19 protein-coding genes and 1 tRNA gene are annotated in these 24,293 nt (G+C 70.4%); 7 read left to right on the top strand and 13 right to left on the bottom strand.

Features of this window, described 5'->3' with window-relative positions:
• Positions 1 to 5: 5 nt before the first annotated feature.
• Together AB0H52_RS10160 and AB0H52_RS10155 are read right to left on the bottom strand one after the other, a co-directional pair.
• Positions 6 to 722 carry an ABC transporter permease gene (locus AB0H52_RS10160; protein ID WP_357946467.1) on the bottom strand — a complete coding sequence of 239 codons (717 nt, stop codon included), beginning with the start codon at positions 720 to 722 and terminating at the stop codon, positions 6 to 8.
• Between the two features lie 211 nt (positions 723 to 933).
• Positions 934 to 1,950 carry an ABC transporter substrate-binding protein gene (locus AB0H52_RS10155; protein ID WP_225854315.1) on the bottom strand — a complete coding sequence of 339 codons (1,017 nt, stop codon included), beginning with the start codon at positions 1,948 to 1,950 and terminating at the stop codon, positions 934 to 936.
• Positions 1,951 to 2,335: 385 nt separating this feature from the next.
• Between AB0H52_RS10155 and AB0H52_RS10150 the strand changes: the two genes are divergently transcribed.
• The 4 genes from AB0H52_RS10150 to AB0H52_RS10135 are packed head-to-tail and all read left to right on the top strand — an operon-like array spanning position 2,336 to position 5,391.
• Positions 2,336 to 3,049: a GntR family transcriptional regulator gene (locus AB0H52_RS10150; protein ID WP_225854317.1), complete on the top strand. Its 714-nt coding sequence runs from the start codon at positions 2,336 to 2,338 to the stop codon at positions 3,047 to 3,049.
• Between the two features lie 37 nt (positions 3,050 to 3,086).
• Positions 3,087 to 4,022 (top strand): DUF6282 family protein, encoded by a 936-nt coding sequence (locus tag AB0H52_RS10145; RefSeq protein WP_151489322.1) that lies wholly within the window; start codon positions 3,087 to 3,089, stop codon positions 4,020 to 4,022.
• Positions 4,019 to 4,735, top strand: coding sequence for a PIG-L deacetylase family protein (locus AB0H52_RS10140; protein WP_151489323.1), 717 nt, complete (start codon positions 4,019 to 4,021; stop codon positions 4,733 to 4,735). Before AB0H52_RS10145 ends, AB0H52_RS10140 begins: the two co-directional genes overlap by 4 nt.
• Positions 4,732 to 5,391 carry a 4-carboxy-4-hydroxy-2-oxoadipate aldolase/oxaloacetate decarboxylase gene (locus tag AB0H52_RS10135; protein WP_225854319.1) on the top strand — a complete coding sequence of 220 codons (660 nt, stop codon included), beginning with the start codon at positions 4,732 to 4,734 and terminating at the stop codon, positions 5,389 to 5,391. The genes AB0H52_RS10140 and AB0H52_RS10135 overlap by 4 nt, the downstream gene beginning before the upstream one ends.
• On the opposite strand, the gene AB0H52_RS10130 is transcribed toward AB0H52_RS10135, so the two are convergent.
• The 3 genes from AB0H52_RS10130 to AB0H52_RS10120 form a co-directional block, all read right to left on the bottom strand.
• Positions 5,343 to 5,615, bottom strand: a complete 273-nt coding sequence (locus AB0H52_RS10130; RefSeq protein WP_225854322.1) for an ATP-binding domain-containing protein — start codon at positions 5,613 to 5,615, stop codon at positions 5,343 to 5,345. The genes AB0H52_RS10135 and AB0H52_RS10130 overlap by 49 nt on opposite strands.
• A complete protein-coding gene (locus AB0H52_RS10125) occupies positions 5,612 to 8,884 on the bottom strand; it encodes a DEAD/DEAH box helicase (protein ID WP_357946462.1) in 3,273 nt (1,090 codons plus the stop codon). The genes AB0H52_RS10130 and AB0H52_RS10125 overlap by 4 nt, the downstream gene beginning before the upstream one ends.
• Positions 8,885 to 9,228: 344 nt before the next feature.
• Positions 9,229 to 9,302: transfer RNA gene (locus AB0H52_RS10120), tRNA-Thr, on the bottom strand.
• 144 nt (positions 9,303 to 9,446) lie between these two features.
• Here AB0H52_RS10120 and AB0H52_RS10115 point away from each other — a divergent pair.
• A complete protein-coding gene (locus AB0H52_RS10115) occupies positions 9,447 to 11,159 on the top strand; it encodes a metallophosphoesterase (protein WP_357946460.1) in 1,713 nt (570 codons plus the stop codon).
• Positions 11,160 to 11,313: 154 nt separating this feature from the next.
• Here AB0H52_RS10115 and ricT read toward each other — a convergent pair whose 3' ends face one another.
• The 6 genes from ricT to tmk all read right to left on the bottom strand — a co-directional run bounded on the left by ricT (position 11,314) and on the right by tmk (position 17,236).
• Positions 11,314 to 12,153, bottom strand: coding sequence for a regulatory iron-sulfur-containing complex subunit RicT (ricT, locus tag AB0H52_RS10110; RefSeq protein ID WP_278125011.1), 840 nt, complete (start codon positions 12,151 to 12,153; stop codon positions 11,314 to 11,316).
• A 299-nt stretch (positions 12,154 to 12,452) separates the two neighbouring features.
• Positions 12,453 to 13,133 (bottom strand): hypothetical protein, encoded by a 681-nt coding sequence (locus tag AB0H52_RS10105; protein WP_151492242.1) that lies wholly within the window; start codon positions 13,131 to 13,133, stop codon positions 12,453 to 12,455.
• Entirely contained in the window at positions 13,133 to 13,438 is a 306-nt protein-coding gene (locus AB0H52_RS10100) for a hypothetical protein (RefSeq protein ID WP_151492243.1), read from the bottom strand. The genes AB0H52_RS10105 and AB0H52_RS10100 overlap by 1 nt, the downstream gene beginning before the upstream one ends.
• A 1-nt stretch (position 13,439) precedes the next feature.
• On the bottom strand, positions 13,440 to 13,769 hold the full coding sequence (locus tag AB0H52_RS10095; protein WP_151492244.1) for a YbaB/EbfC family nucleoid-associated protein: 330 nt from the start codon (positions 13,767 to 13,769) through the stop codon (positions 13,440 to 13,442).
• Positions 13,770 to 13,892: 123 nt separating this feature from the next.
• A complete protein-coding gene (locus AB0H52_RS10090; protein ID WP_151492245.1) occupies positions 13,893 to 15,146 on the bottom strand; it encodes a DNA polymerase III subunit delta' in 1,254 nt (417 codons plus the stop codon).
• Positions 15,146 to 17,236, bottom strand: a complete 2,091-nt coding sequence (tmk, locus tag AB0H52_RS10085) for a dTMP kinase (protein WP_225854736.1) — start codon at positions 17,234 to 17,236, stop codon at positions 15,146 to 15,148. Before tmk ends, AB0H52_RS10090 begins: the two co-directional genes overlap by 1 nt.
• Positions 17,237 to 17,552: 316 nt before the next feature.
• Between tmk and AB0H52_RS10080 the strand changes: the two genes are divergently transcribed.
• Positions 17,553 to 18,761: an amino acid deaminase/aldolase gene (locus AB0H52_RS10080; RefSeq protein ID WP_151492246.1), complete on the top strand. Its 1,209-nt coding sequence runs from the start codon at positions 17,553 to 17,555 to the stop codon at positions 18,759 to 18,761.
• 23 nt (positions 18,762 to 18,784) lie between these two features.
• Here AB0H52_RS10080 and AB0H52_RS10075 read toward each other — a convergent pair whose 3' ends face one another.
• Positions 18,785 to 19,387 carry a TetR/AcrR family transcriptional regulator gene (locus AB0H52_RS10075; RefSeq protein WP_151492250.1) on the bottom strand — a complete coding sequence of 201 codons (603 nt, stop codon included), beginning with the start codon at positions 19,385 to 19,387 and terminating at the stop codon, positions 18,785 to 18,787.
• 226 nt (positions 19,388 to 19,613) lie between these two features.
• Between AB0H52_RS10075 and AB0H52_RS10070 the strand changes: the two genes are divergently transcribed.
• Positions 19,614 to 20,930: a D-arabinono-1,4-lactone oxidase gene (locus AB0H52_RS10070; RefSeq protein WP_357946453.1), complete on the top strand. Its 1,317-nt coding sequence runs from the start codon at positions 19,614 to 19,616 to the stop codon at positions 20,928 to 20,930.
• 74 nt (positions 20,931 to 21,004) lie between these two features.
• Here the strand turns inward: AB0H52_RS10070 and topA are convergent, their stop codons facing one another.
• On the bottom strand, positions 21,005 to 23,860 hold the full coding sequence (topA, locus tag AB0H52_RS10065; protein ID WP_357946450.1) for a type I DNA topoisomerase: 2,856 nt from the start codon (positions 23,858 to 23,860) through the stop codon (positions 21,005 to 21,007).
• Positions 23,861 to 24,293 lie beyond the last annotated feature (433 nt).

The following is a 24,293-nucleotide window of genomic DNA, read 5'->3' as shown; positions in this document are numbered from 1 at the left end:
GCCGGTCATGACGCGATCGCTCGGGCCCACGGCACGAGGATTCGCTCGAGTGCCCCCACGAGGTAGAACAGGCCGGCCCCCATGATGGCGAGCAGGGTCAGCGCGGCGAAGGCGAGCGGGGTGTCGGCGGACTGCCCGGAGCTGACGACGACCGAACCGAGACCCCGGTCAGGCTGGATGACCTCACCGATGATCGCCCCGACGATGGCCAGTGAGGTCGCCACCTTCAGACCTACGAAGACCTGCGGCAGCGCCCAGGGAAGGCGGACCTTCACGAAGGTTTGCCACCATGACGCGGCGAGCGAGCTGGCTAGCTCGCTCAGGTCGCTCGGAGTCGCGGTGAGCCCGGCCATGGCGGAGACCAGGATCGGGAAGAAGCAGAGCAGGACGACCATCACGATCTTGGGTTGGGTTCCGAACCCGATCCAGACCAGCAGGAGAGGCGCGAGCGCGACCTTCGGTACTGCGTTGATTCCGGCTATGAGCGGTAGGGTCATCCGTTCTATCGTTCGGGAGGCGGCTAGCACGATCGCGATGGCCAGTCCGCCAGCCGCGGCGATGCCGAAGCCGGTGACCGTCTCCAGGAAGGTCACCCAGGCTTCGCTGAGTAGATAGGCGGGCAGCCGGAAGAAGGCGTCGACGACATCGGGTGGGGCAGGCAGGAAGAATGGCTCGATGTTGAAGACTCTGGTGGCCAGCCACCAGAGGGCGACCGCCAGCACCGCGCCCAGGACAGGCAGCCCGGCACTCGACCAGAGTTGTGATGACCTGGGGCTGGTCCGCTTGACAGGCATGGTGGCTTCCTCCGTGGAGGGTCGTGTGGCAGGGGTTCGGCGGCGAGGCGCTGAATGGTGTGCCCGGTGGTCGTGAGGGGATGGCGCCCACCTGCGGCAACCATCCCCTCACGTTAGGTCCGCGAGGTGACGCTTTTGGTCAGCCCTTGGGGATGAAGCTGTTGTCGACGATCTTCGCCGGGGTCAGGCCGTTCGGGATCACACCGGCGCCCTGCAGGATGGCGATGGACCGAGTTACCCGCACCTCGTCCATGGATCCGATCGGAGCTCCGCCGGCCGGTGACACGTACGCGGCCATCGCCTCGATCTCACCCACGCCCGCCGCTACCGGGTAGGTCGGCTTGACCTTGTTCAGGATCGTCGCTGCTTCCTGCGGGTTCTTGACGCTGTACTGCAGCCCCTTGAGGATCGCCGCGGTGAAGCGGCGCACCAGGTCCGGGTTCTGCTGGATCAGGGTCGGGGTGGTGATGATGGCGTTGCCGAAGAGGTCCCCGAGGTAGTCGCTGTACGGCAACACCACGACCTCCTTCTTCGCGGTCGTCGCCAGTGCGCCACGGCTGAGCAGGAAGGTGCCGAGCGCGTCTACCTTGCGACTGGCCATCAGCCCGTTCAGCGCGGTGGTCTGCGCGCCCTGGATCTTGACCGAGTTGGGGTCGAGCCCGGCCATCCTGGCGTAGGCGGGAAAGAGCAGTTCCGTGACCGAGCCGGCACCGGTGGCCATCGTCTTGCCTGCGAGGTCCCTCGGCGCACTGATGCCGGTGTCCTTCGTGGTCATCACGGCGACCAGTGTCTGCTGGTGAACAGCCGCGATTGCCCGCCAGTCGGTGAACTCGCCCTTGCCCGCCTGGATCACCGCGCCGGTGAAGTCGAGTGCGCCGAACTGAACCTGACCAGACTTGAGGGCGGTGAGGTTCGGCACATTACCCGAACCCTCCTTTATCTCCACCTCAATGCCGACCTCATCAAAATAGCCCTTCTCCTTCGCTACCCAGGCGAAGGCGTCCCGACCGACAGCACCGAAGGCCGTGACGTACGCGACTTTATCGACCTTCTTCGAATCCTTGGGGTCGGCGTCTGAACCACTGCAGCCGCCCACGGCCACGAGGGCCGCAGCAAGGACCGCAGCTGCCAGCACTCGGGAGCGCGCAATCATCATTTCTCCATCTTCCAGGGGGTTGAGAGGCGGGCGCGGGGAGCGCCCGAGCAAGGCGGGTAGAGGCAACCACTGATCATCGATCGTGGACTGTAGAGGATTCACGCCGCACCTGTCACCGCCGAGATACGACCGATCTGAGCTCCAACAGCCGGCCACATTGCTCTTCCGGCAGCTCAATGGCCTGTTGACATCCGGATCGCGAGCAACGATCCTGTCTACAAGATTGTGCAAGATTTGGCGCACAGTTTGCAGGGCGGTCTCCGGCAGCGGGGATGCGGCAGGGCCACCACGATGCCAGGCGGTCCACTGCGGGCGGCGGCACCACACCTGGTGCCGCCTAATCGGTTCGGGCTCGGCAAGCCGTGCCCGGCGACACGGGAGATCGGTGACCGCAGCCATGGGTACTTCGCCACGACGTCCGGCAGGCATCTCCGCCGAGGAGGCCTACGAGCACCTGCGCCAGGCGATCCACAATGGCGAGCTCGGGCCCAACGAACGGCTGGTCGAGGCCACGTTGGCCGACAGGCTTCAGGTCACCCGCGGGGTGGTGCGCACCGCGCTGATCCGACTGACCCAGGATGGTCTGGTCGTTCGCACCCCCAACCGCGGGGCACACGTACGGATGTTCACCGAGGCCGAGGCAGTCGAGATCCTCCAGGTGCGTGCCGCCCTGGAGGCGCTGACCGCACGGCAGGCGGCATTGAACGCGACTGACCAGGAAATCGCCGCGATCCGGCGGCAGCTCGACCAGATGACTCTGAAGCTCAAGCAGGATGACCTGCTCGGCTATTCGGAGGGCAATGCCAAGCTCCACGCGGCGATCATCGCGGCCGCCCGGCACGGGACCGCGGCGCAGCTCATTGCCGGCCTGCGTGCGCAACTCGTCCGGTTCCAGTTCCGCACGATTCTGGTTGCCGGCCGACCACCCAAGTCGCTCGCCGAGCACACCGCGATCGTCGAGGCCATCGCCGATCGCGATCCCGACGCCGCAGAAATCGCCATGCGCCAGCATCTTACGAGCGTCGTATCCGCCTTGGACAAGACCGCGACGGCGATCCGGCGTCGGTTCTCTCCCGTCGACTCCACCCACGCGGCTTGAGTCGAGCGTCACCCCACCAGCCCTCCCAAGGAGCAGCATGTCAGACCACCCCGTCCCGTCCCCGCGTGCCCGCGCCCTGGTCACCGGGGCGTACGACACCCACGTACACGTCGCTCCCGACGTGATGGAACGGCGGATCGACGACCTCGACCTGGCACGACGGTTCGCCGAGGTCGGCCTCGCCGGCTTCGTACTGAAGTCCCATTACGTGCCGACCGCTGAGCGCGCGGCAGTAGTGCGCAAGGTGGTCCCCGACGTGGACGTGCTCGGCGCGGTCACGCTGAACGGATCGGTCGGCGGCATGAACCCGGCCGCAGTCGAGATCGCGGGCCGCCAGGGCGCGCGGATCGTCTGGATGCCCACCGTCGACTCGGGCAACCAACGCCGCAGCAACGCCACCGATCCACCCGGTGCCAAACCAGCTATGTGGGGAGCGCTCCAGGCCGACCTGCACGCCCAGGGCATTGTGCCGGCCGTCGTCGAGGTCATCGACGAGGAGGGCCTGGTGCTCGACCACGTGCGGCAAGTGCTGCGGGTCATGGCCCGTCACGACCTGGTGCTCGCCACCGGGCACCTGAACGGCGACGAGATCCTCGCCGTGGTCCGGGCCGCGAAGGAGGAAGGCGTACGCCGCATCGTCGTCACCCACCCTGAGTTCACCTCCCAGCGCCTGCCAGTACATCGACAGAGGGAACTGGCCGAGGCCGGCGCCCTGCTGGAACGGTGCTTCACCACGCCGCACACCGGAAAGGTCGCCTGGGACGACCTGTTCGCCAACATCCGGCAGGTTGGCGCCGAACACTCGATCCTCTCCAGCGACCTGGGACAACCATTCAACCCGCCAGTCGAAGACGGTCTCGCGCTCTTCGCCGACCGCCTGCTGGACGCCGGCTTCAGCGAGCAGGAGATCCACACGATGGCAGTGGTCAACTCCCGGCAGGTCGCGGCGGCGAAGACGGAGGTACCGGCATGAGTAGGCGCAGGCTGCTGGTGGTCGGGGCGCACAGCGCGGACTTCGTCTGGCGGGCAGCCGGCGCGGTCGCCACCCACACCGCCGCCGGCGGGGAGGCCCTCGTGCTGGCCCTTTCGTACGGCGAACGGGGCGAGTCCGGCGAGCTTTGGAAGGACCCGAACCAAACGATCGAGAACGTCAAACGGATTCGGCACGCAGAGGCGGAGCGGGCCGCAGCCGCCGTGGGGGCCAAACTCGAGGCGTTCGATCTGGGCGACTACCCACTACGTATCCGGGATGAGGACATCGATCGGCTGGCCGAGCTGATGCGCGACTACGCCCCCCACGTGATCCTTACTCACCCAGACCGGGACCCGTTCAATCCGGACCACCCGGCCGCGCACGCCGCGGTGGCGACCGCCCGGCAGCTCACCTCCGGCGCCGGTGTCGCCAGCGGCTTCAAAACCGCACCACCCTCGGAGTTCCTGGTCTTCGAACCACACCAGCCCGAGCTGTGTGGTTTCACACCCACCGTCTTCGTCGACATCACGGAGGTGATGCCAGCCAAGCAGGACGCGATGGCCGCGATGGGCGCCCAGGGCTACCTCCGTGAGTACTACACCCAGCGGGCCGAGCAGCGCGGCAACCACGCTCGTCGGGTCAGCGGCAACACCGCGATCCGGCAGGCCGAAGCATTCCAGCGGCTGATCCCGAATGTGGTCGGTGCGCTGTGAGCGCCACTCCCCATCGCACCGAGATCGACCCTGACGCCCTTGCCGCATTGATCGCCGGTGGCGTTGCCACCGTGTACGAGGCGTCAGGGCGGCGCGGTCTGATCGACGTGGAGCTGACGCAGATCGTGCCGGGCGCCCGTGTCGCCGGCCCGGCCCGGACCGTCCAATGCGGACAGGGCGACAATCGAGCCGTACACGAAGCCATGACGGTGCTCAGGCCAGGCGAGGTGCTGGTCCTCAGCATGCCCGATCCCGTACCGACCGCGCTGATCGGCGAGTTGCTGGCAACGCAGGCCAAGGTGGCTGGTGCCGTTGGTGTGCTGGTCGACGCGGCGGTCCGGGACGTGGATGAGTTGCGCGCACTTGGCCTGCCAATCTGGGCCCGCTGGCACCGCGTACGGGGCGCGACCAAACAGGAGCGGGGCTCGCTCGACGTCGTGGTGATGGTGGGTGGCGCCGCCATCGCACCCGGCGACATCGTGTTGCTCGACGCCGACGGCGCAGTGGTCGTCGACAGGAACAGCCTCGCCGAGGTGGCTGCGGCGACCAAGGCCCGAATAGAGAAGGAGACCGGACTGCGGGCGCGCCTGGAGGCCGGCGAATTGAGCTACGACCTGCACGGGATGAGGGCGACAGACGAGTCCGCAGCTCTCTGATCTTGTCGGTTGAGATCCGTCGCTGGCATCGTTCTCCAGTCCACGACGTCGAGGGCTTCGGTAAAGATCGGTCGGCAGGCCCCTGCCGCGCCCGGAGATCGGTGAGGTATGCCGGTGTAGAGCAGATTGCGCTGCAGCATCATCCAGGCGCTGGTCGTGATCGGGATGACCACCGCTGGATATTCGGAGCCCTGCGAGACGAGACAGCCATGGGCACGAGTCAGTCGAGCAGGCTGCGGATGTCAGCGGCGGTCAGTTCGGCGGAGGCGAACTGACCGCCGTCGAGGACGCTGCTGAACAACTCGGCCTTCCTGGCTTGTAGCGCCATGACCTTCTCCTCAATGGTGTCTTTGGCAACCAGGCGGTACACCATGACCTTGCGGGTTTGACCGATGCGGTGAACACGGTCGACCGCTTGGGCTTCGGTCGCCGGGTTCCACCACGGGTCTAGCAGGATGCAGTAGTCCGCCTCGGTCAGGTTCAGCCCGAAGCCGCCCGACTTGAGGCTTACCAGAAAAGCCGGTGCCGTTCCGTTCTTGAAGTCGGCGATGGCCTCCGCCCGCCGCCGTGTCTTGCCGTCGAGATAGCAGCAGGCGACGCCGGCCTCCTCAAGGCGTTGCCGGGCGGTGGTCAAGAAACGGGTGAACTGGCTGAAGATGAGAACCCGGTGCCCCTCGGCGGCGAGATTGGTGACCTGGTCGCAGAGCGCGTCGAGTTTCGTCGACGCGATGGCCTGGTGTTTCGGGTCGATCAGGGTCAGGTCGAGGCTGGCCTGGCGCAGCAGGGTCAGCGAGCGGAAGATTTCGAAGCGGTTCTTCTGCATGTCGCCGAGCAGGCCGAGGACTTTCTGCCGTTCCCGCTGCAGATAGGTCTGGTACATCCGGCGATGCTTGGGGTTCAGATCCAGTTCGATGATCTGTTCCTGCTTGGCCGGCAACTCCGTGACCACCTCAGCCTTGCGGCGGCGCAGCATGAGCGGGCGGATCCGGCGACGTAGTTGCGCGAGCCGCTCCTCGTCGTGGTCCTTCTCGATCGGCCGGCGGTAGTAGTCGGTGAAACGGTCGAGCCGGGGCAGCAGGCCGGGTGCGGTGATGGAGAGCAGTGCCCAGAGCTCAGCCAGGTTGTTCTCCATCGGCGTACCGGTGATCGCGAGCTTGAAGGCGGCGGGCAACTGCTTTGCGCACCGGTACGTCTGCGACTGAGGGTTCTTGACGAACTGCGCCTCGTCCAGAATTAGACCGGTCCACGGCAACGCGGCGTAATCGTCGTACTCAAGCCGGAACAGGGTGTACGACGTGACCACGATGTGCGATCCGGTGACCGCTTGTTCCAGCGTTCGGGCCCGACGCGCACCGGTCTGGACGATGGGGGTGACGCTGAGATGCGGGGCGAAGCGCGCCGCCTCGTGAGCCCAGTTGCTGACGACACTGGCGGGGGCGGCCACCAGGAACGGTGCCCCGGCAGGAGCTTGTTCGATGGCGCGGCAGATCAGAGCCAACGCCTGCAACGTCTTACCCAGCCCCATGTCGTCGGCCAACACCCCGCCGAGATCATGCCGGTACAGGGTGGCGAGCCATCGGAAGCCTTCCAGCTGGTACGGCCGGAGGGTAGCGTCCAGCCCCACCGGTGGCGGGTCGGCGGGACCAGCCTTCGCGTCGCTGAGCGCGCGCACGGACTCCTGCCAGACCGCCGCCTGACCGGTGACCAGGCCCAACTCGGACAGCTCCTGCCACAGCCCCGCCTGAAAGCGTCCGACCCGCACCACACCGGGCGGGGCGTCCTCCAACTCACGGGACTCCGTTATCAGGTCGCGCAGCTGCCGGAATTCTGGCTGCTCAAGCCGGAAATAGCGACCGCTGGGCAGGATCATGAACTCCTGTTCGGCGGCGAGCGCGAGGAACAGCCTTTCGAAGCCGACCTCCTCAGCATCGACGGTGACCCGGACGGACAGGTCGAACCAGTCCTGCGTGCCGGCGCTGGTTTCGGTCGCGCTCGCAAACGAAACGACCGGGGCTTCCTGCGTCTCGACATACTCCGGGACGTCGTCATCCGTCTTGACGACCACTTCGACGCCGTCCAGCGCGCCGAGTCGGGGAAGCACGTCGCGTACGAGCCGCAGCATCGCGTCGTCGGCAACGACAGCATGCTCCAGCAGCCGCCGTCCGGCTGGGTACGGCTCGGTCAGCCCGTACGCCGGGTCCGCCACCAGAGCGGTGATGCCTCGCAGCGTCGCGGCCCGGTCAGGATCGTGGTGCACACCGGCGTGCAGTGGCTCTACCTGGTTTCCCGAACCGACGACGGTGACCCAATCCCAGGACAACGACATACGATGTTCCGGTAGCGGCCGCACCGACAGCGTCAGCGTCGCCTTCCCGAGCTCAGGCAGACCCACCGTCTCGTCGACCGGCACTACATCGACCTGACGGACGAGCCCCGGATAGTACTGCCGCAGGAAACGGGGCTCTTCGACGGCCGGGACGACGATCGCTGGAGCAGCCAGTGCCTCCGTGACCCGCGCGCTCAACGGTCTCGCCAGGGGCGCGAGCCGCAAAGTACCCGGATCAGTCGAGGAACCTGGCCCCGTCGTACCCCACCAGGCGACGCCGTGCGCCGGCTGCCCGACCACGATCAGCTTCTCGGGATCGATCGTCTCCGTGCCGTCGGTCAGCGCCGAACGTAGCCGCAGGCCCGCAGCGACTCGATCGGCCCGCACCGAGAATCGCACCGGCCGTGCCCACATCTGAACCGGTGACGCGGCCCGGCCGCTCTGCAGCAGGGGCAGACCCGCCTCCCGCGCCTCGGCCAGAACGTCCCATACTCGCCGGCTACGGAACTCATCCAGATAGACGACGCGCTGACCCGAGCCGTAGTAGCGGTAAGCGTACGGGGCACCCCCCTCGTCGTCCGTCAGCGCGAGCAACTCCGTCAAGAGATCCACGTGATGCTGCGTGTGTGGTGAATCAGGAACGTACCCGAAGCCGAGGGTGCCCCACGAGACACCGCTCCGGATCCAGCCCCTCTTGCCCGGCACGACCGGCCGGAGCCCGATCCGCCACTTCCCGCGGCCGTCACCGTCCTCGAGCTCGAACTGCAACGCCAGTTCCGCAGAACCGGGCACATCGGCCGGACTGTCGACGCTGACCAGGTCAGTCAACGCCAACTCCCATGACGACGACGGCGGCTGCGGCTTGGACGCCTCGGAGGTGCAGGCGATCAACGCCAAGGCAGCCGGATGCGCACACACCGGAGCTGCCGAGCACGTGCACGTGCCACTGACGCTCTTGAGAGCACCGTCGGCGCCGACGACGACCGACACCGTCACCCAACCAGATCTCTCGCCTTGCACGGCGGCCCGTCCACGGCCGGAACGCGGGTCCCAGCTCACCTCGACCAGAGCGCCGCTCGCGACCAGTGAACGAGCTTGCACAAACGATCTGACCCCGACGGCCTCACACACCGCCGCCTCATCAGCCGTCAGCACCAGCCGCCCCACAAGGAACCTCCGGCAGGTCGGTCATCGGGGACCCCACACTACCGAGCGACCAGGCGCCACCGACGCAGGCATCACCCCACCCGAGAAACCGGGACCACAGTCTGCGCCCGGTTGGGGAACTTCTGGTCCGACTGAACGACGTGACCAACGGCCCTACCCGAACTGTGTCCGCACCTCACGCCTTCTCCGCGGTGCATCGCCACCGCTGGCCGGCCACGCCCGCACGACGGCCCGATCTGACTCCGTCCAGCCGGCACCAGGGGCCATTTTCGGGGGGTGACTCAAATCCTCATGGATGAAAATAATGCCCTGACCTGCATTTCTGCTGGTCAGGGCATTACACGAGCCGCCTGACGGAATCGAACCGTCGACCTACGCATTACGAGTGCGTCGCTCTAGCCGACTGAGCTAAGGCGGCAACGATCAGCAAGTGTACGGCACCACCCGCGCACCGACCGAACGGGATACCCCCACCCCGGCCGGCACGACCATCCGGACATCGGCCGCCATCTGGACGCTTACCGGACAGCGGATGATCGGGTCCGGGACTACGCTGCGCCGGGTGAGCGACGAAAGCGACCACCCCGACAGTGAGCGGGCCGCTCGACGGCCACGCAGCACCGACCCGCTGGAGTTGGGCTTCACGCCGCGCAAGCCGGTGCCGTGGCTGGCACCGTTCCTGCTGATCAGCACCGGCATCCGTACGCTGCTGGCGATGCTCTTCGGGGCGTACCTGGACAAGCGGGAGTTGCAGAACGCGTTCGGCGACGACATCTTCCGCCAGGTCGGGCCGGACGGCGGGGTCTGGCTCGACTACGTCGCCGATCTGGGCGACGGCTTCAACGCCACCTACTCGGTGGCGTACCTGCTGGCGCAGCCGGAACTGACCGTGGACGGGCACCGGCTGCCCCGGGCACAGACGCTGGTCATGGGCGGCGACCAGGTGTACCCGTCGGCGGCCTACGCCTCCTACGAGGACCGGTGCAAGGGCCCGTACCAGGCCGCGCTGCCGGCGATGCCGCCGGAACGTCCCACGCTGTTCGCAGTGCCCGGCAACCACGACTGGTACGACGGTCTGACCGCCTTCCTGCGGCTGTTCGTCCGCTCCCGGGACCGCAACTTCGCCGGGTGGCGTACCGGGCAGTCACGGTCGTACTTCGCGGTGGAGTTGCCGGCGGGCTGGTGGCTGCTCGGTGTGGACGACCAGTCCGGCTCATACCTGGACGACCCGCAGCTGGCCTACTTCGACGAGGTCGCCCGCCGGCTCGGCCCCGAGTCCAAGGTGATCATCGCGGCACCGGCGCCGACGTGGGTCAAGGCGGCGGACAACCCGACGGCGTACGACTCGATCGACTACTTCGTCCGTACGATCATCGACCCGACGGGGGCGCAGGTCCGGCTGCTGCTCTCGGGCGACCTGCACCACTACGCCCGCTACGCCGGCACGGACCGGCAGTTGATCACCTGCGGTGGCGGCGGGGCGTACCTCTACCCCACCCACAAGCTGCCCGAGCGCATCGAGGTGCCGCCACGGGACACCCCGACCCGGCGGGCCAGCCGCACCGAGCCGTACGACCTGGTGGCCCGCTACCCGGACGCGGCCCGTTCCCGCCGCTACGGCTGGGGCATCTTCGGCCGGCTGCCGTTCCGCAACCCCGGCTTCGCGACACTGCTCGGCACCCTGCACACCCTGCTGATGCTGGCCATGGCCGGTGCGACGGCGAACTGGGCCGACAGCACCGACCAGCGACTGTTCAGCGTTCCGCTGGTGATGATGGTGCTCGTGACGGTGGTGGCGGCGGCCCTGTTCGCCAAGCCGCCCAGCGCGAGCGGCAAACGGCACGCGCGGCACTGGATCCTCGGCGTGGGGCACGGCGTGGCTCATGTGGCGTTGGCCGCCGGCGGCACCTGGGTCTGGCTGGCGCTGCCGTTCTACCACTGGCCGTGGCCGCTGCCCGCAGCCGCCGCGGCGGTGCTCTACGGCCCGGTGATCGGGCTGGTGGCGAGCCAGTTGGTGGCGGCGTACCTGCTGGTGGCGGGCGCGTTCGGGGTGAACGTCAACGAACTCTTCGCCGGTCAGGGCATCGAGGACTCCAAGTCGTTCCTGCGGCTGCGCATCGACCCCGACGGAACGCTGACCATCTACCCGATCGCGGTGGACCAGGTCTCCAGAGACTGGCAGATCAACACCGACCAGTCTCCCACCGCAAGCTGGCTGACCCCCAAAACCCCGCTACCCCCCCGCCTGGCCGAACCCCCGATAGTCCTCCCCTAGCCCCGCCCCCCATTCCCTGGTGATCAAGAGGTTTGCGTCAGATGGAGCCCGATTTCTGACGCAAACCTCTTGATCACCGAGGCGAGGTCCGGGTGGGAGGTCCGGGTGGGAGGTCCGGGTGGGAGGTCCGGGTGGGAGGTCCGGGTGGGAGGGGTTAGGGGGTGTAGTGCTGGTCGTGGGCTTGGCGGGGGGCGCAGACGGAGGCTCGGGAGCAGGAGCAGCGGGAGCCGTCGGCGTCCAGGCGGACCGTCACCGCGTCGCGCGGGACGCTGTGGCCGACGACCCGGCCGTCGCCCTCGGGGGTGGAGACCCGGCTGCCGACCGCCGGGGCGGTCTCCTGGAAGCGCTGGTAGAGGGGGTGCTCGTACTTCAGGCAGCACATCAGCCGGCCGCACGCCCCGGAGATGCGCAGGGGGTTGAGCGGCAGATCCTGATCCTTGGCCATCCGGATGGTCACCGGCTCGAAGTCGGTGAGGAACGTCGCGCAGCAGAGGTCACGGCCACACGAGCCGATGCCGCCCTGCACCCGCGCCGAATCGCGGGCCGAGAGCTGGCGCAGCTCGACCCGGCAGTGCAGGGTGGCGCCCAGGTCGCGGACCAGGGAGCGGAAGTCGACCCGGTGCGGCGCGGTGAAGTAGACGGTGCTGCGCTCACCGCCGCCCTCGGCGGAGCCGAGGACGTGGTCGACGGCCACCACCTTCATCGGCAGGCCGTGCGCGCGGATCAGCCGCTTCGCGGCCACCTTGGCCTCGGCCTTGCGTCGACGTAACGCCTCGTCCCGACTCAGGTCGTCGTCCCCGGCCAGCCCCACCAGCCGGGGAAAGCCGTCGGTCTCCTCGGTGACCCACTGCGCCGCCCAGACGCACTCGGCCACCTCGGGCCCGTCGTCGGTCGGCACGAGCACCTTGTCGCCGACCTGCGGACGCAACTCACCCGGGTCGAGGTAGTAGAGGCGCCCGTACCGGTTGAAGCTGACCGCGCAGAGCATGCCCATGCCCTCCACCCTACGACGGCCCAGCGCGCAGAGCGCACCGGCCGGCTACGCCCCGCCGCCATCCATGACCGTCGACTTGACCTATTGCCGGGCGACCCGTCGTGCCGTTGCTCATGGCCCGGACGGTTGAATCCGGGCCGCGGCAGGGGACAAACGCGTCCGGGCGGCGTTGAGTGGAGGCAGACCTGCGGGGGGTGCAGGGGGAAGACCACGGCGTCGCCGTGGGCGCCGGCTCTTCTCGGGTGTCCGCGAGCGACGCCGTGGTCTGTCCGGGCCGTCGACGGATCGGGACGGGTGGGTTACCAGCCGACCCGGGTGGGCTGGTCGTAGCGGGGGCGACCGTCCGCCGGCGGCCGCCAGGCGGACTCGGCCAGACTCGGCGCCCACTGACGCAGCAGCGTCTCGGCACCGTCGTACGCGACGCAGAGCACCGCCAGCACCCGCGCGGCGATCTCGGCCGCGTCGGCCACCCCGGGCCCGATCGGCCCGGGGCGCAGCGGTGGACCCGCGACGGTGGCGGCGACCACGGCGACGGCCTCCGCCGAGCGGAGCACGTCGGCCAGCGTCCGGGCCAGGGCGAGGCGGCTGCCCTCCACCCAGTCGGCGAGCGCGTCCGCGTACCCGGCGGTGGACTCCAACCGCCCGACCAGGCTGTCCGGCCCCTCGTCGAGGTGGCGCAGCAGCGCCGCGCGTTCCTGCCCGTACGCCGAGGCGGCCGGCCCCGCCCACAGCACCGGGTCGGTGAGCGCGGCGGACACGTCGTCGTACCCCCGGACCAGCCGGCGCACGGCGTGCCCGGCGCCGGTGAGCGGCGTCGGATGGAGGTCGAGGAAACCGCGCACCGCGTCGCCCGGCAGCACCTGCATGCGGCGCAGCAGCGGCCAGACGCGGTGCCCCTCGGGGACGCCGGCGGCGAGCAGCGCGTCCACCCGGTGCAGCAGGTCCAGGCCGGGCTCGGCGAGCCGGTCCAGTGGGTCCATCACGGCTCCCCGGTGATCCGCCGGCGGGCGGCCCGGTCGACCTCGCCGTAACGGTCGGCGGCTTCGCGGACGGCCGAGGCGGCGGCGGCCAGCCGGACGGCGGCCGCGCGCGCCTCACGTGCCCGGTCATCGGTGGCGGTGGCCCACTGCCGGTGCAGCGCCCGGCCGATCTCACCGGGTCGACCGGGAGCGTCCGCGCCGAACGCGACCTGGGCCGGATCGCTGGCGGTGACCGTGCGGGACAGGGCGGCCAGCGTGGCGCTCGCCTCGTCCAGCCGGGCGGAGAGCGCGCGCAGAGCGTCCATCTCAGGCCCCCGCGAGCGGTCGGTAGGCGGCGAACGTCTCGTTGTGCAGCTTTTCCCGGGCCCACTCGGCGGCGTCGGCCGCCGCGGTGACCGCGGCCTGCACGGAGCCGGCCACGTCGCGTGGGCTGCGGGTGTGCAGCGGGCCGAGGAACCGGACGCCGGTGATCCGCCCACCGGCGGTGACCACCACCTCGACCAGCCCGTCCGGCGACCGGACGGTGACCTCGACGGTCGACACCGCCTGGTCGAACTCGGCCTGGAGTGACTCGATCCGGCGGTAGCGCCGCACCGCCTCCTCGATCCAGGCCTCGTCGATCTCCCCCCGCGGCATCGGCCGACTCCTCCCGGATGATCCCTCACTGAGCGTGCCGTCACCGTCACCACGGCACACCGGACCGTACCGCACGGCAATCGGGCCTGTCGATGCCTGTGGACAACGGCCGGAAGCTGCGGGTCAGCCCTTCCAGAGGGCGAGCATCATCGCCTCGACGGCGATCCGCGGCTTGACGTTCGCCTCGATCGCCGCACGGCAGGCGAGCACGGCCTCCAGCCGGCGCAGCGACCCCTCGGCGTCCCACTTCTGCGCGCCGGCACCGGCCAGCGCCGCGGTGTCGGTGTGCACCGGGGCGACCGGGGCGCGCAGCGCCATGGTGAGCGCGTCCCGGTAGAAGCCGGCCAAATCGACGAGCGCCCGGTCCAGTGCGTCGCGCTGCGCCCGGGTGGCCCGCGACTTCTGCCGCTTCTCCAACTCCTTGAGCTGACCGGCGGCACCCCGCATCGCACCGGCCGCACCCCGGCCGGTGCCGCCCGCGCCGAGCGCGGTCTCCAGTGCCGTCCGCTCGGCCGTGTCGGATTCGGCGACCAACGCCTCGGCCTCCGCCTCGGCCGCCTCGATCAGCGCGGACGCCGCGTCGAACGCCGCACCGACACCGGTCAGTCGGCGGGGCACGGCGAGCACCGCCTCGCGCCGATTGCGGGCCTCCGGGTCGCGGGCCAGCCGCCGGGCCCGACCCACGTGCCCCTGCGCGGCCGCCGCCGCCCACTGCGCCACGTCGGGCGCGATGCCGTCCCGACGGACCAGCACCTCGGCCACCGCGGTGGCCGGCGGCTGCCGCAGGGGTACGACCCGACAGCGCGACCGGATGGTCACCGAGACGTCGTCGGGGTGGGTGGACGGTGCGCAGAGCAGGAACACCGTACGCGGCGGAGGCTCCTCGATGGCCTTGAGCAGCGCGTTGCCGGCCGCCTCGGTGAGCCGGTCGGCATCCTCGATGACCACCACCTGCCAGCGCCCGCCGGACGGGGTGCTGGCCGCGCGGAGCACCAGTGCGCGCATCTCGCCGACGCCGATGGAGAGCCCTTCCGGCACCACCATCCGCACGTCGGCGTGGGTGCCGCCCATCGTGGTGTGGCAGCCGGGGCACTCGCCGCAGCCGGTGCCGTACGTGCACTGGAGTGCGGCGGCGAAGGCCCGCGCGGCGACGGAGCGGCCGGAGCCCGGCGGCCCGGTGAAGATCCAGGCGTGGGTCATCCCGGCGGAAGGATCCACCCCGTCGGGAGCGGCGCCGCTGGCCGGGCCGGCGGCGATCAGCGCGGGCTCCCGGTCGGCGACGCCGGCCCGCAGCACGGCCGCTGCCGCGGCGGCGGCCCGGCGCAGCTCGGTCACCGCCTCGTCCTGACCGACGAGGTCGGCGAAGACGTCCGGCATCAGGTCTTGTGCTCCATCGTCACCAGCTCCGCGTCGGATAACTCCGGCTGCACCGAGGTGTCCGGGCCCTGCGCCGGGCGGGGGTGCACGATGCCGCCGGGCTTGCCGAGCATCTCCTCGACACGCCGGACCACCTGCCCGGTGATCTCGTCGGCCGGCCGGGACGCGTCGAGCACCAGGTAGCGCTTCGGGTCGGCGGCGGCGAGGTCGAGGAAGGCGTACCGGACGCGCTCGTGGAAGGCGACCGACTCGGCCTCCAGGCGGTCGGTGCCGGTGTTGCGCGAGGCGACCCGGGACAGGCCGGTGCGTGGCTCGACGTCCAGCAGCACCACCAGGTCGGGCTTGAGCCCACCGGTGGCCCAGGAGGAGAGCCAGGAGACCTCGTCGACGGGCAGCGTCCGGCCGGCGCCCTGGTACGCCAGGGACGAGTCGACGTACCGGTCGCTGATCACCACGCCACCCCGGACCAGCGCGGGCCGCACGACGGTGGCGACGTGGTGCGCCCGGTCGGCGGCGTAGAGCAGCGCCTCCGCGCGGGGTGACGGCGCCTCGTCGCCGGAGGTGTCCAGCACCAGCGACCGGATCCGCCGGCCGACCCCGGTGGCCCCCGGCTCGCGGGTGACCACGACGTCGCGCCCGTGGGCGCTCAGCCGCTCGGCGAGCGCGGAGAGCTGGGTGGACTTCCCGGCGCCCTCGCCGCCCTCGAAGACCACGAAGAGCCCGGCGGAGACGAACGGCTCGGCCGGCATCAGCGGGCGGCCCCGGATGGAGCCCCAGAGGTCGGCGAGGACGGGTACGCCCTTCTTGTCGTCCATCTGCCCGAACGCGCTGATCCCGGCGAAGATGCCGGCGGCGCCGGCGGCGAGCAGGAGCAGTCGGGTCGAGGAGATGGACAGGCCCAGGTCGGCGATCTCCAGCTTGCGCGAGCCACCGACACCGGCGAGCAGGCTGCTCAGCGCGATGGCGAGGATCAGCACCAGCCGGGTGCCGATCTGCACGACGGCGAAGACCCGGCCGCGGACCTCGTCCTTGATCTCACCGCCGAGCAGGGTGGTGCCGGCCAGGAAGGCCATGCCGGCGCCGGCGCCGACCAGCACCGCGCCGACGATCGCCATGGACAGGTGGATGGCGAAGGAGAGGGTCATCACGGCGGCGCTTGCCAGCACGATGCTCATGCCGAACCAACGGCGCCGGGACATCTCCTTGACGATCATCGGGCCGAGCCCGATGCCGAGCGCCAGGCCGACGAAGATGGCACCGAAGAGCAGCGAGAACGCGGCGTCACCGGCGCCCAGCGAGCTGGCGAAGAACTTCGCGGTGCCGATCACGATGCCGCCACCGGCGAACGCGCCCAGGATGCCGAGGACCAGGCCGCGGACCAGCGGGGTCTGGCCGATGAACTGCCAGCCCTCCTTGAACTGGCGCAGCATGCTCTGCTCGGTGCGGTCGCCCTCGGCGGTCTGCCCCTGGCTGATCTCCTTGATCCCGAAGGCGACGACCAGGGCGGTGGCCAGTCGGGAGAAGGCGTTGAACCAGAGCGCCAGCTGGGCCGGTTCGGCCCAGTTCGGGAATTCGCCCCCGGTGATGCCCCGGACGCTGCGGTCCAGGCCGGCGCTGACGGCCGCGGCGAGCACCGGGGTCAGGCCGTACGTGGTGATCAGCGTGAGCTGGTTGGCCGCCTCCAGCCGGGCGCGCGGGATCAGGTTGGGGACCGCGGCCTCCTTGGCCGGAATCCAGATCAGGGTGATCGACTCGATCAGGAAGGTCGCGACGGTGGCCCACAGGACCACCACTCCGCCGCTGACGCCGGCCAGGGCCACCATCGGGATCGAGGCGAAGAGCACGAACCGGAGCAGGTCGCAGATGACCATCGTCCAGCGGCGGTCGAACCGGTCGGCGAGCACGCCGGCGATCGGCCCGAGCACCAGGGCCGGGAGCAGCCGGATGGCGATCACACCGCCGAATGCCGCGCCCTTCGCGGTGTTGCCCTGGACCTGGGAGGCGGCGAAGACCGAGGTGGCCAGCAGGCCGAGCCAGTCACCGAAGGAGGCCGCGCCGAGCACGATCCAGAGCCGGCGGAACGGCCGGATGCGCAGGACCGAGCGGATCGCGGCGTAGCCGGACGGATCGACCTGGCCGGTGCTGGGCTGGTTGGCGGCGTTGCCCGACTGGTCGCCCGAGCGCGACACGCCGGACGACTCGCCGCTGTTCTGGCTTTCGATGGCCGTACCTCCACGTGCCGGCCCATCGCTGGGCACCCCCGGTGGAACACTCTAGACCCGGTGGGGGCCGCCCCACCGGCGACATTCTCCTGCTCGCTGAGCCTAGGCCGCCGAAGGTACCGCCCGCAGCCCGGCCGGACGCGAGGGTATTTCGCATTCATCGTCGGACAGTTAGCGTGCAGACGTGGCTATCGAAAGCGACAAACTTCGCGAGCGCCTGGACCGGGCAACGGCCCACCTCGACCCGCCGTACGCCGTGGTCGACCTCACCGCGTTCGACGCCAACTCGGCCGCCCTGGCCGACCGCGCCGCCGGCAAACCGGTCCGCCTGGCCAGCAAGTCGGTCCGCAGCCGGGAACTGATCGACCGGGCGCTCGCCCGGCCCGGTTGGCGGGGCGTGATGGCGTTCACCCTGCCCGAGGCGATCTGGCTGGTCCGCGCCGGCGTGAGCGACGACGTGCTGGTCGCGTACCCGACCGCGGACCGGGCGGCACTCGCCGAACTGGCGGCCGAGGAGTCACTGGCCGCCGCGATCACCCTGATGATCGACGGCACCGGGCAGCTCGACCTCATCGACGCCGTCCGGGCCCCCGGGCAGCGCGCCGAGCTACGGCTCTGCCTCGATCTGGACGCCTCCTGGCGACCGCTGCGCGGGCGGGTGCACGTCGGCGTCCGCCGCTCACCGGTGCACAGCGCCCGGGCGGCCGGCGCGCTCGCCGCCACCGTCGCCGGCCGCGCCGGCTTCCGGCTGGTCGGGCTCATGTCGTACGAGGCGCAGATCGCCGGCCTGGGCGACGCGCCGCCTGGGCAGACGCTGCTGGCCGGCGCGATCAGGCTGGCCCAGCGCGGGTCGTACCGCGAGTTGCTGGCCCGGCGGGGCGCGGCGGTGGCCGCGGTACGCGAGCACGCCGACCTGGAGTTCGTCAACGGCGGCGGCACCGGCAGCGTGGCGGCGACCAGCGCCGATCCCGCGGTCACCGAGGTCACCGCGGGATCGGGCCTGTACGGGCCGGCGCTGTTCGACGCCTACCGTGCCTGGCGGCCCACCCCGGCGGCGTTCTTCGCCTGCGCGGTGGTCCGCCGGCCAACGCCGGAGCTGGCGACCGTGCTCGGCGGCGGTTGGATCGCCTCCGGTCCGGCCGCGGACAGCCGGCTGCCCCGACCGTGGCTGCCGGCCGGCCTGAAGCTCGTCGGCACCGAGGGAGCCGGCGAGGTGCAGACCCCGCTGGCCGGCCCGGCGGCGGCCACCCTGCGCATCGGCGACCGGGTGTGGTTCCGGCACGCCAAGGCCGGCGAGCTGTGCGAACGGGTCAACGAGCTGTACCTCATCGAGGGGGACGCGGTCGTGGCGACCGTGCCCACCTACCGGGGCGAGGGGCGGGCCTTTCTCTGAGACCACCGCCTCGGGCACCGGGGTCAGGCGGGTTGCGCCGCCTCGGCCTGCTGGTCGGCGGCCCGGTCGCTGTCCCGGCCGTCGACCTGCCGGTGCAGGTACTCCCGGATCAGCGCCTTCGCCTCGAGCAGCACCCGCTCGTCACCGTCGGACTTCCGCCGGAACGCGAGCTTGATCAGCGCGTCCGCCGCCTCCACGGCGATCTCCAGCACGAAGCGCAGCTTCGGCACGTCGGTGAGACCGAACCGCTCGGTGAGCACGCGGGCCAACTGGTCGGCGATCACGCCGTTGTTGTCGCGCTGCTCGTCGAGCAGGTGCAGGTCGACCACGTCGCCGAAGTGCAGGGTACGGAAGCCGGGGACGGTGCGGTGCATCGTGATGTACTCGTCGATGCCCGCGTCGACGCCGTCCCACCAGTGCGTCATCTCGTCGGAGGCGAACCGCTCGTCGAGCCGCTGTAGGTAGGACTCCATCGTGCGCAGGGTCAACGCCTGCACGATCGCCCGCTTGTCCGGGAAGAACTGGTAGACCGACCCGATCGCCACCTCGGCGCGCTCGGCGAGCAGGGTGGTGGTCAGCCCCTCGTACCCCACCTCGTCGACGAGTTCGGCGCAGGCATCCAACATGCGCTGTACCCGCGCGACACTTCGACCCTGCACCGGTACGCGGCGCAGCGGCCCGGTCGTGGCGGCTGGTGTGGACACTCGGCGCCACCCCCCTTCGACGGATGAACATATCTACACGTCACGAGTCCGTGACTACCGGTACAACGAGCGGGCCTCGATTGCGGTATTTACCAGGTACAACGTTCCTGATATGAAGTAAGTTCATATTCATGAATGGGGAGTGCGCATGGTCGGCACGGCACCGCTCACCGCCCGCTGGTCCAACTGGGCCGGTAACCAGCGTGGCAGCGCCACCGCGATCCTGCGCCCCGCCTCGCCGGACGACGTCACCGAAGCCGTCCTCGACGCCGCGGCGACCGGCCACCGCATCCGGGTGGCCGGCAGCGGCCACTCGTTCACCGCCGTCGCGCTCGCCGACGACCGACGCATGGACCTCTCCGAACTGGCCACCACCGTCAGCGTCGACGTCGAGCGCCGACTGGTCACCGTGCCGGCGGGAATGACCCTGCACGCGCTCAACGGCCTGCTCGCCCGGCACGGCCTGGCGCTGCCCAACCTCGGCGACATCGACGCGCAGACCGTCGCCGGGGCGATCTCCACCGGCACCCACGGCACCGGCGCCGGCTACGGCTGCCTGTCCACCTTCGTCGAGGCCCTCACCCTGGTCACCGGCACCGGCGAGGTGCTGCGCTGCTCGGCGGACGAACACCCCGACGTCCTCGCCGCCGCCCGGGTGTCCCTCGGCACCCTCGGCGTCCTGATGGAGGTGACCCTGCGCTGCGTGGACGCCTTCGTGCTGCACGCCCACGAACGCCCCGCCGCCCTGGCCGACGTGCTCGCCGACCTACCCGCGCTGGTCGGCGGCCACGACCACGTCGAGTTCTACTGGTTCCCCTACACGTCCCGGGTCCAGGTCAAGACCAACAACCGGGTACCCGTCAACGACCGGCCCCTGCCCCGCTGGCGCGGCTGGCTGGACGACGACTTCCTGTCCAACACCGCCTTCGGCGGCGCCTGCCGCCTCGGCCGGGCGGTGCCGGCACTCGCCCCGAAAATCAGCGCCGTGGCCGCCCGAGCGCTCACCGAACGCCACTACACCGGCCGCTCCGACCGGGTCTTCTGCACCCCGCGCCGGGTCCGCTTCGTCGAGATGGAGTACGGCCTGCCCCGCGAGGCGCTACCCGAGGCGCTCGCCGCGCTCCAACGGATCGTCGAAGGGCTGCCGTTCAAGGTGCTCTTCCCGGTCGAGGTGCGCTTCACCGCCGCCGACGACATCTGGCTCTCGCACGGCTACGGCCGGGACAACGCGTACATCGCCGTGCACCAGTACGTCGGCACCCCGTACGAGCCCTACTTCCGGGCCTTCGAGGAGGTCGCCGCCGGGCTGGGCGGCCGCCCGCACTGGGGCAAGCTGCACTACCGCGACGCCGCCTCGCTGGCGGCGGCGTACCCCCGCTTCGCGGACTTCCAGGCCGTCCGCGACCGCCTCGACCCGAACCGGGTCTTCACCAACCCCCACCTGACCCACGTCCTCGGCGCCTGACGGACTCCTGTAGATCTTGGTACGAGACGGTCCCTCCAGGGGCGCTCACGTACCAAGATCTCGTTAGAGCCAAGTTACTCCGTGCTGGACGCGGCCTTGCCGGGGGCGGCCTTCTTCGCCGGGGCCTTCTTCGCCGTGGTCGCCTTGGCCGTCGTCGTCTTCTTCGCGACCGTGGACTTGCTGGCGGCGGCCGTCTTCTTGGTGGCCGTGGCCTTCTTCGCCGCCGTGGCCTTCTTGGCCGGAGCCTTCTTCGCCGCCGCCTTCTTCCGCGGCGCCGGACCCTTGGCCCGCTTCTCGGCGAGCATCTCGGAGGCTTCCTCGAGGGTCACCGCCTCCGGGGTCTGCCCGCGCCGCAGCGACGCGTTGAACTCCCCGTCGGTGACGTACGGGCCGAAGCGGCCGTCCTTGATCACCAGCGGCTTCTCGGTCGCCGGGTCGGCGCCCATCTCGCGCAGCGGCGGTGCGGCGGCACGCCGGCCACGGGTCTTCGGGGCGGCCAGCAGGGCCAGCGCCTCGTCCAGGCCGACGGTGAACATCTGCTCTTCGGACTCCAGCGAGCGGAACTCCTCGCCCCGCTTCACGTACGGACCGTAGCGGCCGTTGTTCGCGAACACCTCGACGCCGTCCGGCGCGACACCGACCAGCCGGGGCAGGCTGAGCAGCTTGAGCGCGTCCTCCAGGGTCAGCGAGTCCGGAGTCTGCGTCCGCAGCAGCGACGACTTGCGCTCACCGCTGGACACGTACGGGCCGAACCGGCCGGACTTGAGCACGATCGGCTCGCCGGTCGCGGGGTCGTCGCCGAGCTTGCGCTCACCCCCGCCGCCGAGGAACAGCTCGTGCACCTTCTCCGGGGTCAGCTCGTCCGGGGCCAGGCCCTCGGGGATCGGCGCCCGGTCGCCCTGGGTGCCACCCTCCTCGCCCTCACCCGAGGCGGCCGGAGTCGGCTGCTCGCCGCCGGGCAGCTCCCGCTGCAGGTACGGCCCGTACCGGCCGACCCGCACGACGACCTCACGGCCGTCGTCGTCGGTGAAGAGCGGGATGGAGTTGACGCTGCGGGCGTCGATGTCGCTGAGGTTCTCGGTGACCAGCTTCTTCAGCCCGCCGGAACGGGCGATGTCCTGATCGCCGGCGCCGTTGGCGCTGCCGAAGTAGAACGCGGTGAGGAAGTCGACCGCGGCGTGGTCACCGCCGGCGATCTCGTCCAGCTCGTTCTCCATGGTGGCGGTGAAGTCGTAGTCGATGAGGCGGGGGTAGTGCCGCTCCATCAGACCGATCACCGCGAAGGCCAGGAACGTCGGGATCATCGCCTGGCCGCGCTTGGTGACGTACCCCCGGTCCTGGATCGTCTGCATGATCGACGCGTAGGTGGACGGGCGGCCGATGCCCAGCTCTTCCAGGGCCTTGACCAGCGACGCTTCGGTGTAACGCGACGGGGGCTGGGTGTGGTGCCCCTGCGCGGCCAGCTCGTCGGCGGTCAGCGGCTGGTCCTTGACCAGGGTCGGCAGCCGACGCTCGGCGTCCTCGGCCTCGGCGTTCTCGTCGTCGCTGGACTCGACGTACGCGCGCAGGAAGCCCGGGTCGGTGATGGTCTTGCCGGTCGCGCCGAAGTCGGCCTCCTCCTGCGAGGTGGAGACCGCGCGGATGCGCACCGACACGCTGGAGCCGACCGCGTCGGTCATCTGCGAGGCGATGGTCCGCCGCCAGATCAGCTCGTAGAGCTTGAACTCCTCGGCCGACAACTCCTTGGCCACCTCGCCCGGGGTACGGAAGTTGTCCCCCGCCGGGCGGATCGCCTCGTGCGCCTCCTGCGCGTTCTTCACCTTGCCGGTGTAGCGGCGCGGCTCCGGCGGCACACTGCGCTCGCCGTACAGCTCGACGATCTGCCGGCGGGCCGCCGAGATGGCGGTCTCCGACAGGTTGACCGAGTCGGTACGCATATAGGTGATGTAGCCGTTCTCGTAGAGCCGCTGCGCGGTGCGCATCGTCTGCTGCGAGGACAGGCGCAGCTTGCGGGCCGCCTCCTGCTGGAGGGTGGAGGTGATGAACGGCGCGTACGGGCGGCGGCGGTACGGCTTCTCCTCGACCCGGGTGACCGTGAACGGCCGCCCGTCGAGCCGGGCCGCGAGACCACGGGCCCCGCCCTCGTCCAGGTGGACGACACCCGCGCCGGCCCGGACGCGGCCCGTGGTGGGCTCGAAGTCCTTGCCGGTGGCGATCCGGTCACCGTTGAGGGCGATCAGGGTGGCGTTGAAGGTGCGCGGCCCCTCGCCGGCGTTGGTCACCGCCAAAGTGGCCAGGATGTCCCAGTACTCGGCGGTGCGGAAGGCCATCCGCTGCCGTTCCCGCTCGACCACGATCCGGGTCGCCACGGACTGGACGCGGCCCGCCGACAGCCTCGGCATGACCTTCTTCCACAGCACCGGGGAGACCTCGTAGCCGTAGAGCCGGTCGAGGATCCGTCGGGCCTCCTGGGCGTCGACCAGATCCCGGTCGATCTCGCGGGGGTTGGCCACCGCCGCCTGGATCGCCGGCTTGGTGATCTCGTGGAAGACCATCCGCTTGACCGGCACCTTGGGCTTGAGCGTCTCCACCAGGTGCCAGGCGATCGCCTCGCCCTCGCGGTCCTCATCCGTCGCCAGGAAGATCTCGTCGACCTCCTTGGACAGCTTCATCAGCTTGCTGATCTGCTGCTTGCGGTCGGCGGAGACGACGTAGAGCGCGTGGAAGCCGTTGTCGACGTCCACCCCGAGGCGGGCCCAGGACTCGCCCTTGAACTTGGCCGGCACGTCGGCGGCGTTGCGCGGCAGGTCGCGGACGTGACCGAAGCTGGCCTCCACGACGTACCCCGGGCCGAGGTAGCCCGAGATCGTCTTGGCCTTCGCCGGTGACTCGACGATGACCAGACGGGTGGTTCCAGCGTTACTCGGCACGTCTCTCCCCGACCTCACTCCTGCTCGTGGCCTGCCGGCGCCCGGACAGCGACCGCTCTCGACCCCGCCGTCGCACCGGCGATCCGGATGTCCAACGTAACGCGCCGCCCGCGTTTCGGGTTTCGCGGGCGGCAAACCGCCTCCACGCGGCGGCCAACTCCCGCCCCGCCGCGCTCGGCACTGCCGGACGGCGCCACCGTACACCGTGGGTAGGGCTCGAAGCGGGTCACTGTGACGATGGCGGACCCTCGGCCGAGGTCCGACCCGCCCGTTTTCCGCGTGGATCGACCGGCCGGACTGTCCGGCACCAGACACCCCGCCGTCGCCGCCGACCCGCGCGTTCGTCGCCGAGCGTGACCGGTCCGGCGGAGTCGTCCGGCTTGACGGCGCGGTCTGTCGGGCCCCGCTCGGAGTCGACCGGGTCGAGCGGGTT

The sequence above is a fragment of the Micromonospora sp. NPDC050695 genome (assembly GCF_040654415.1).
Classification (GTDB): Bacteria; Actinomycetota; Actinomycetes; order Mycobacteriales; family Micromonosporaceae; genus Micromonospora.
The sequence above is the reverse complement of the archived record's forward strand: the minus strand, read 5'-3'. Positions and strand labels throughout refer to the sequence as shown.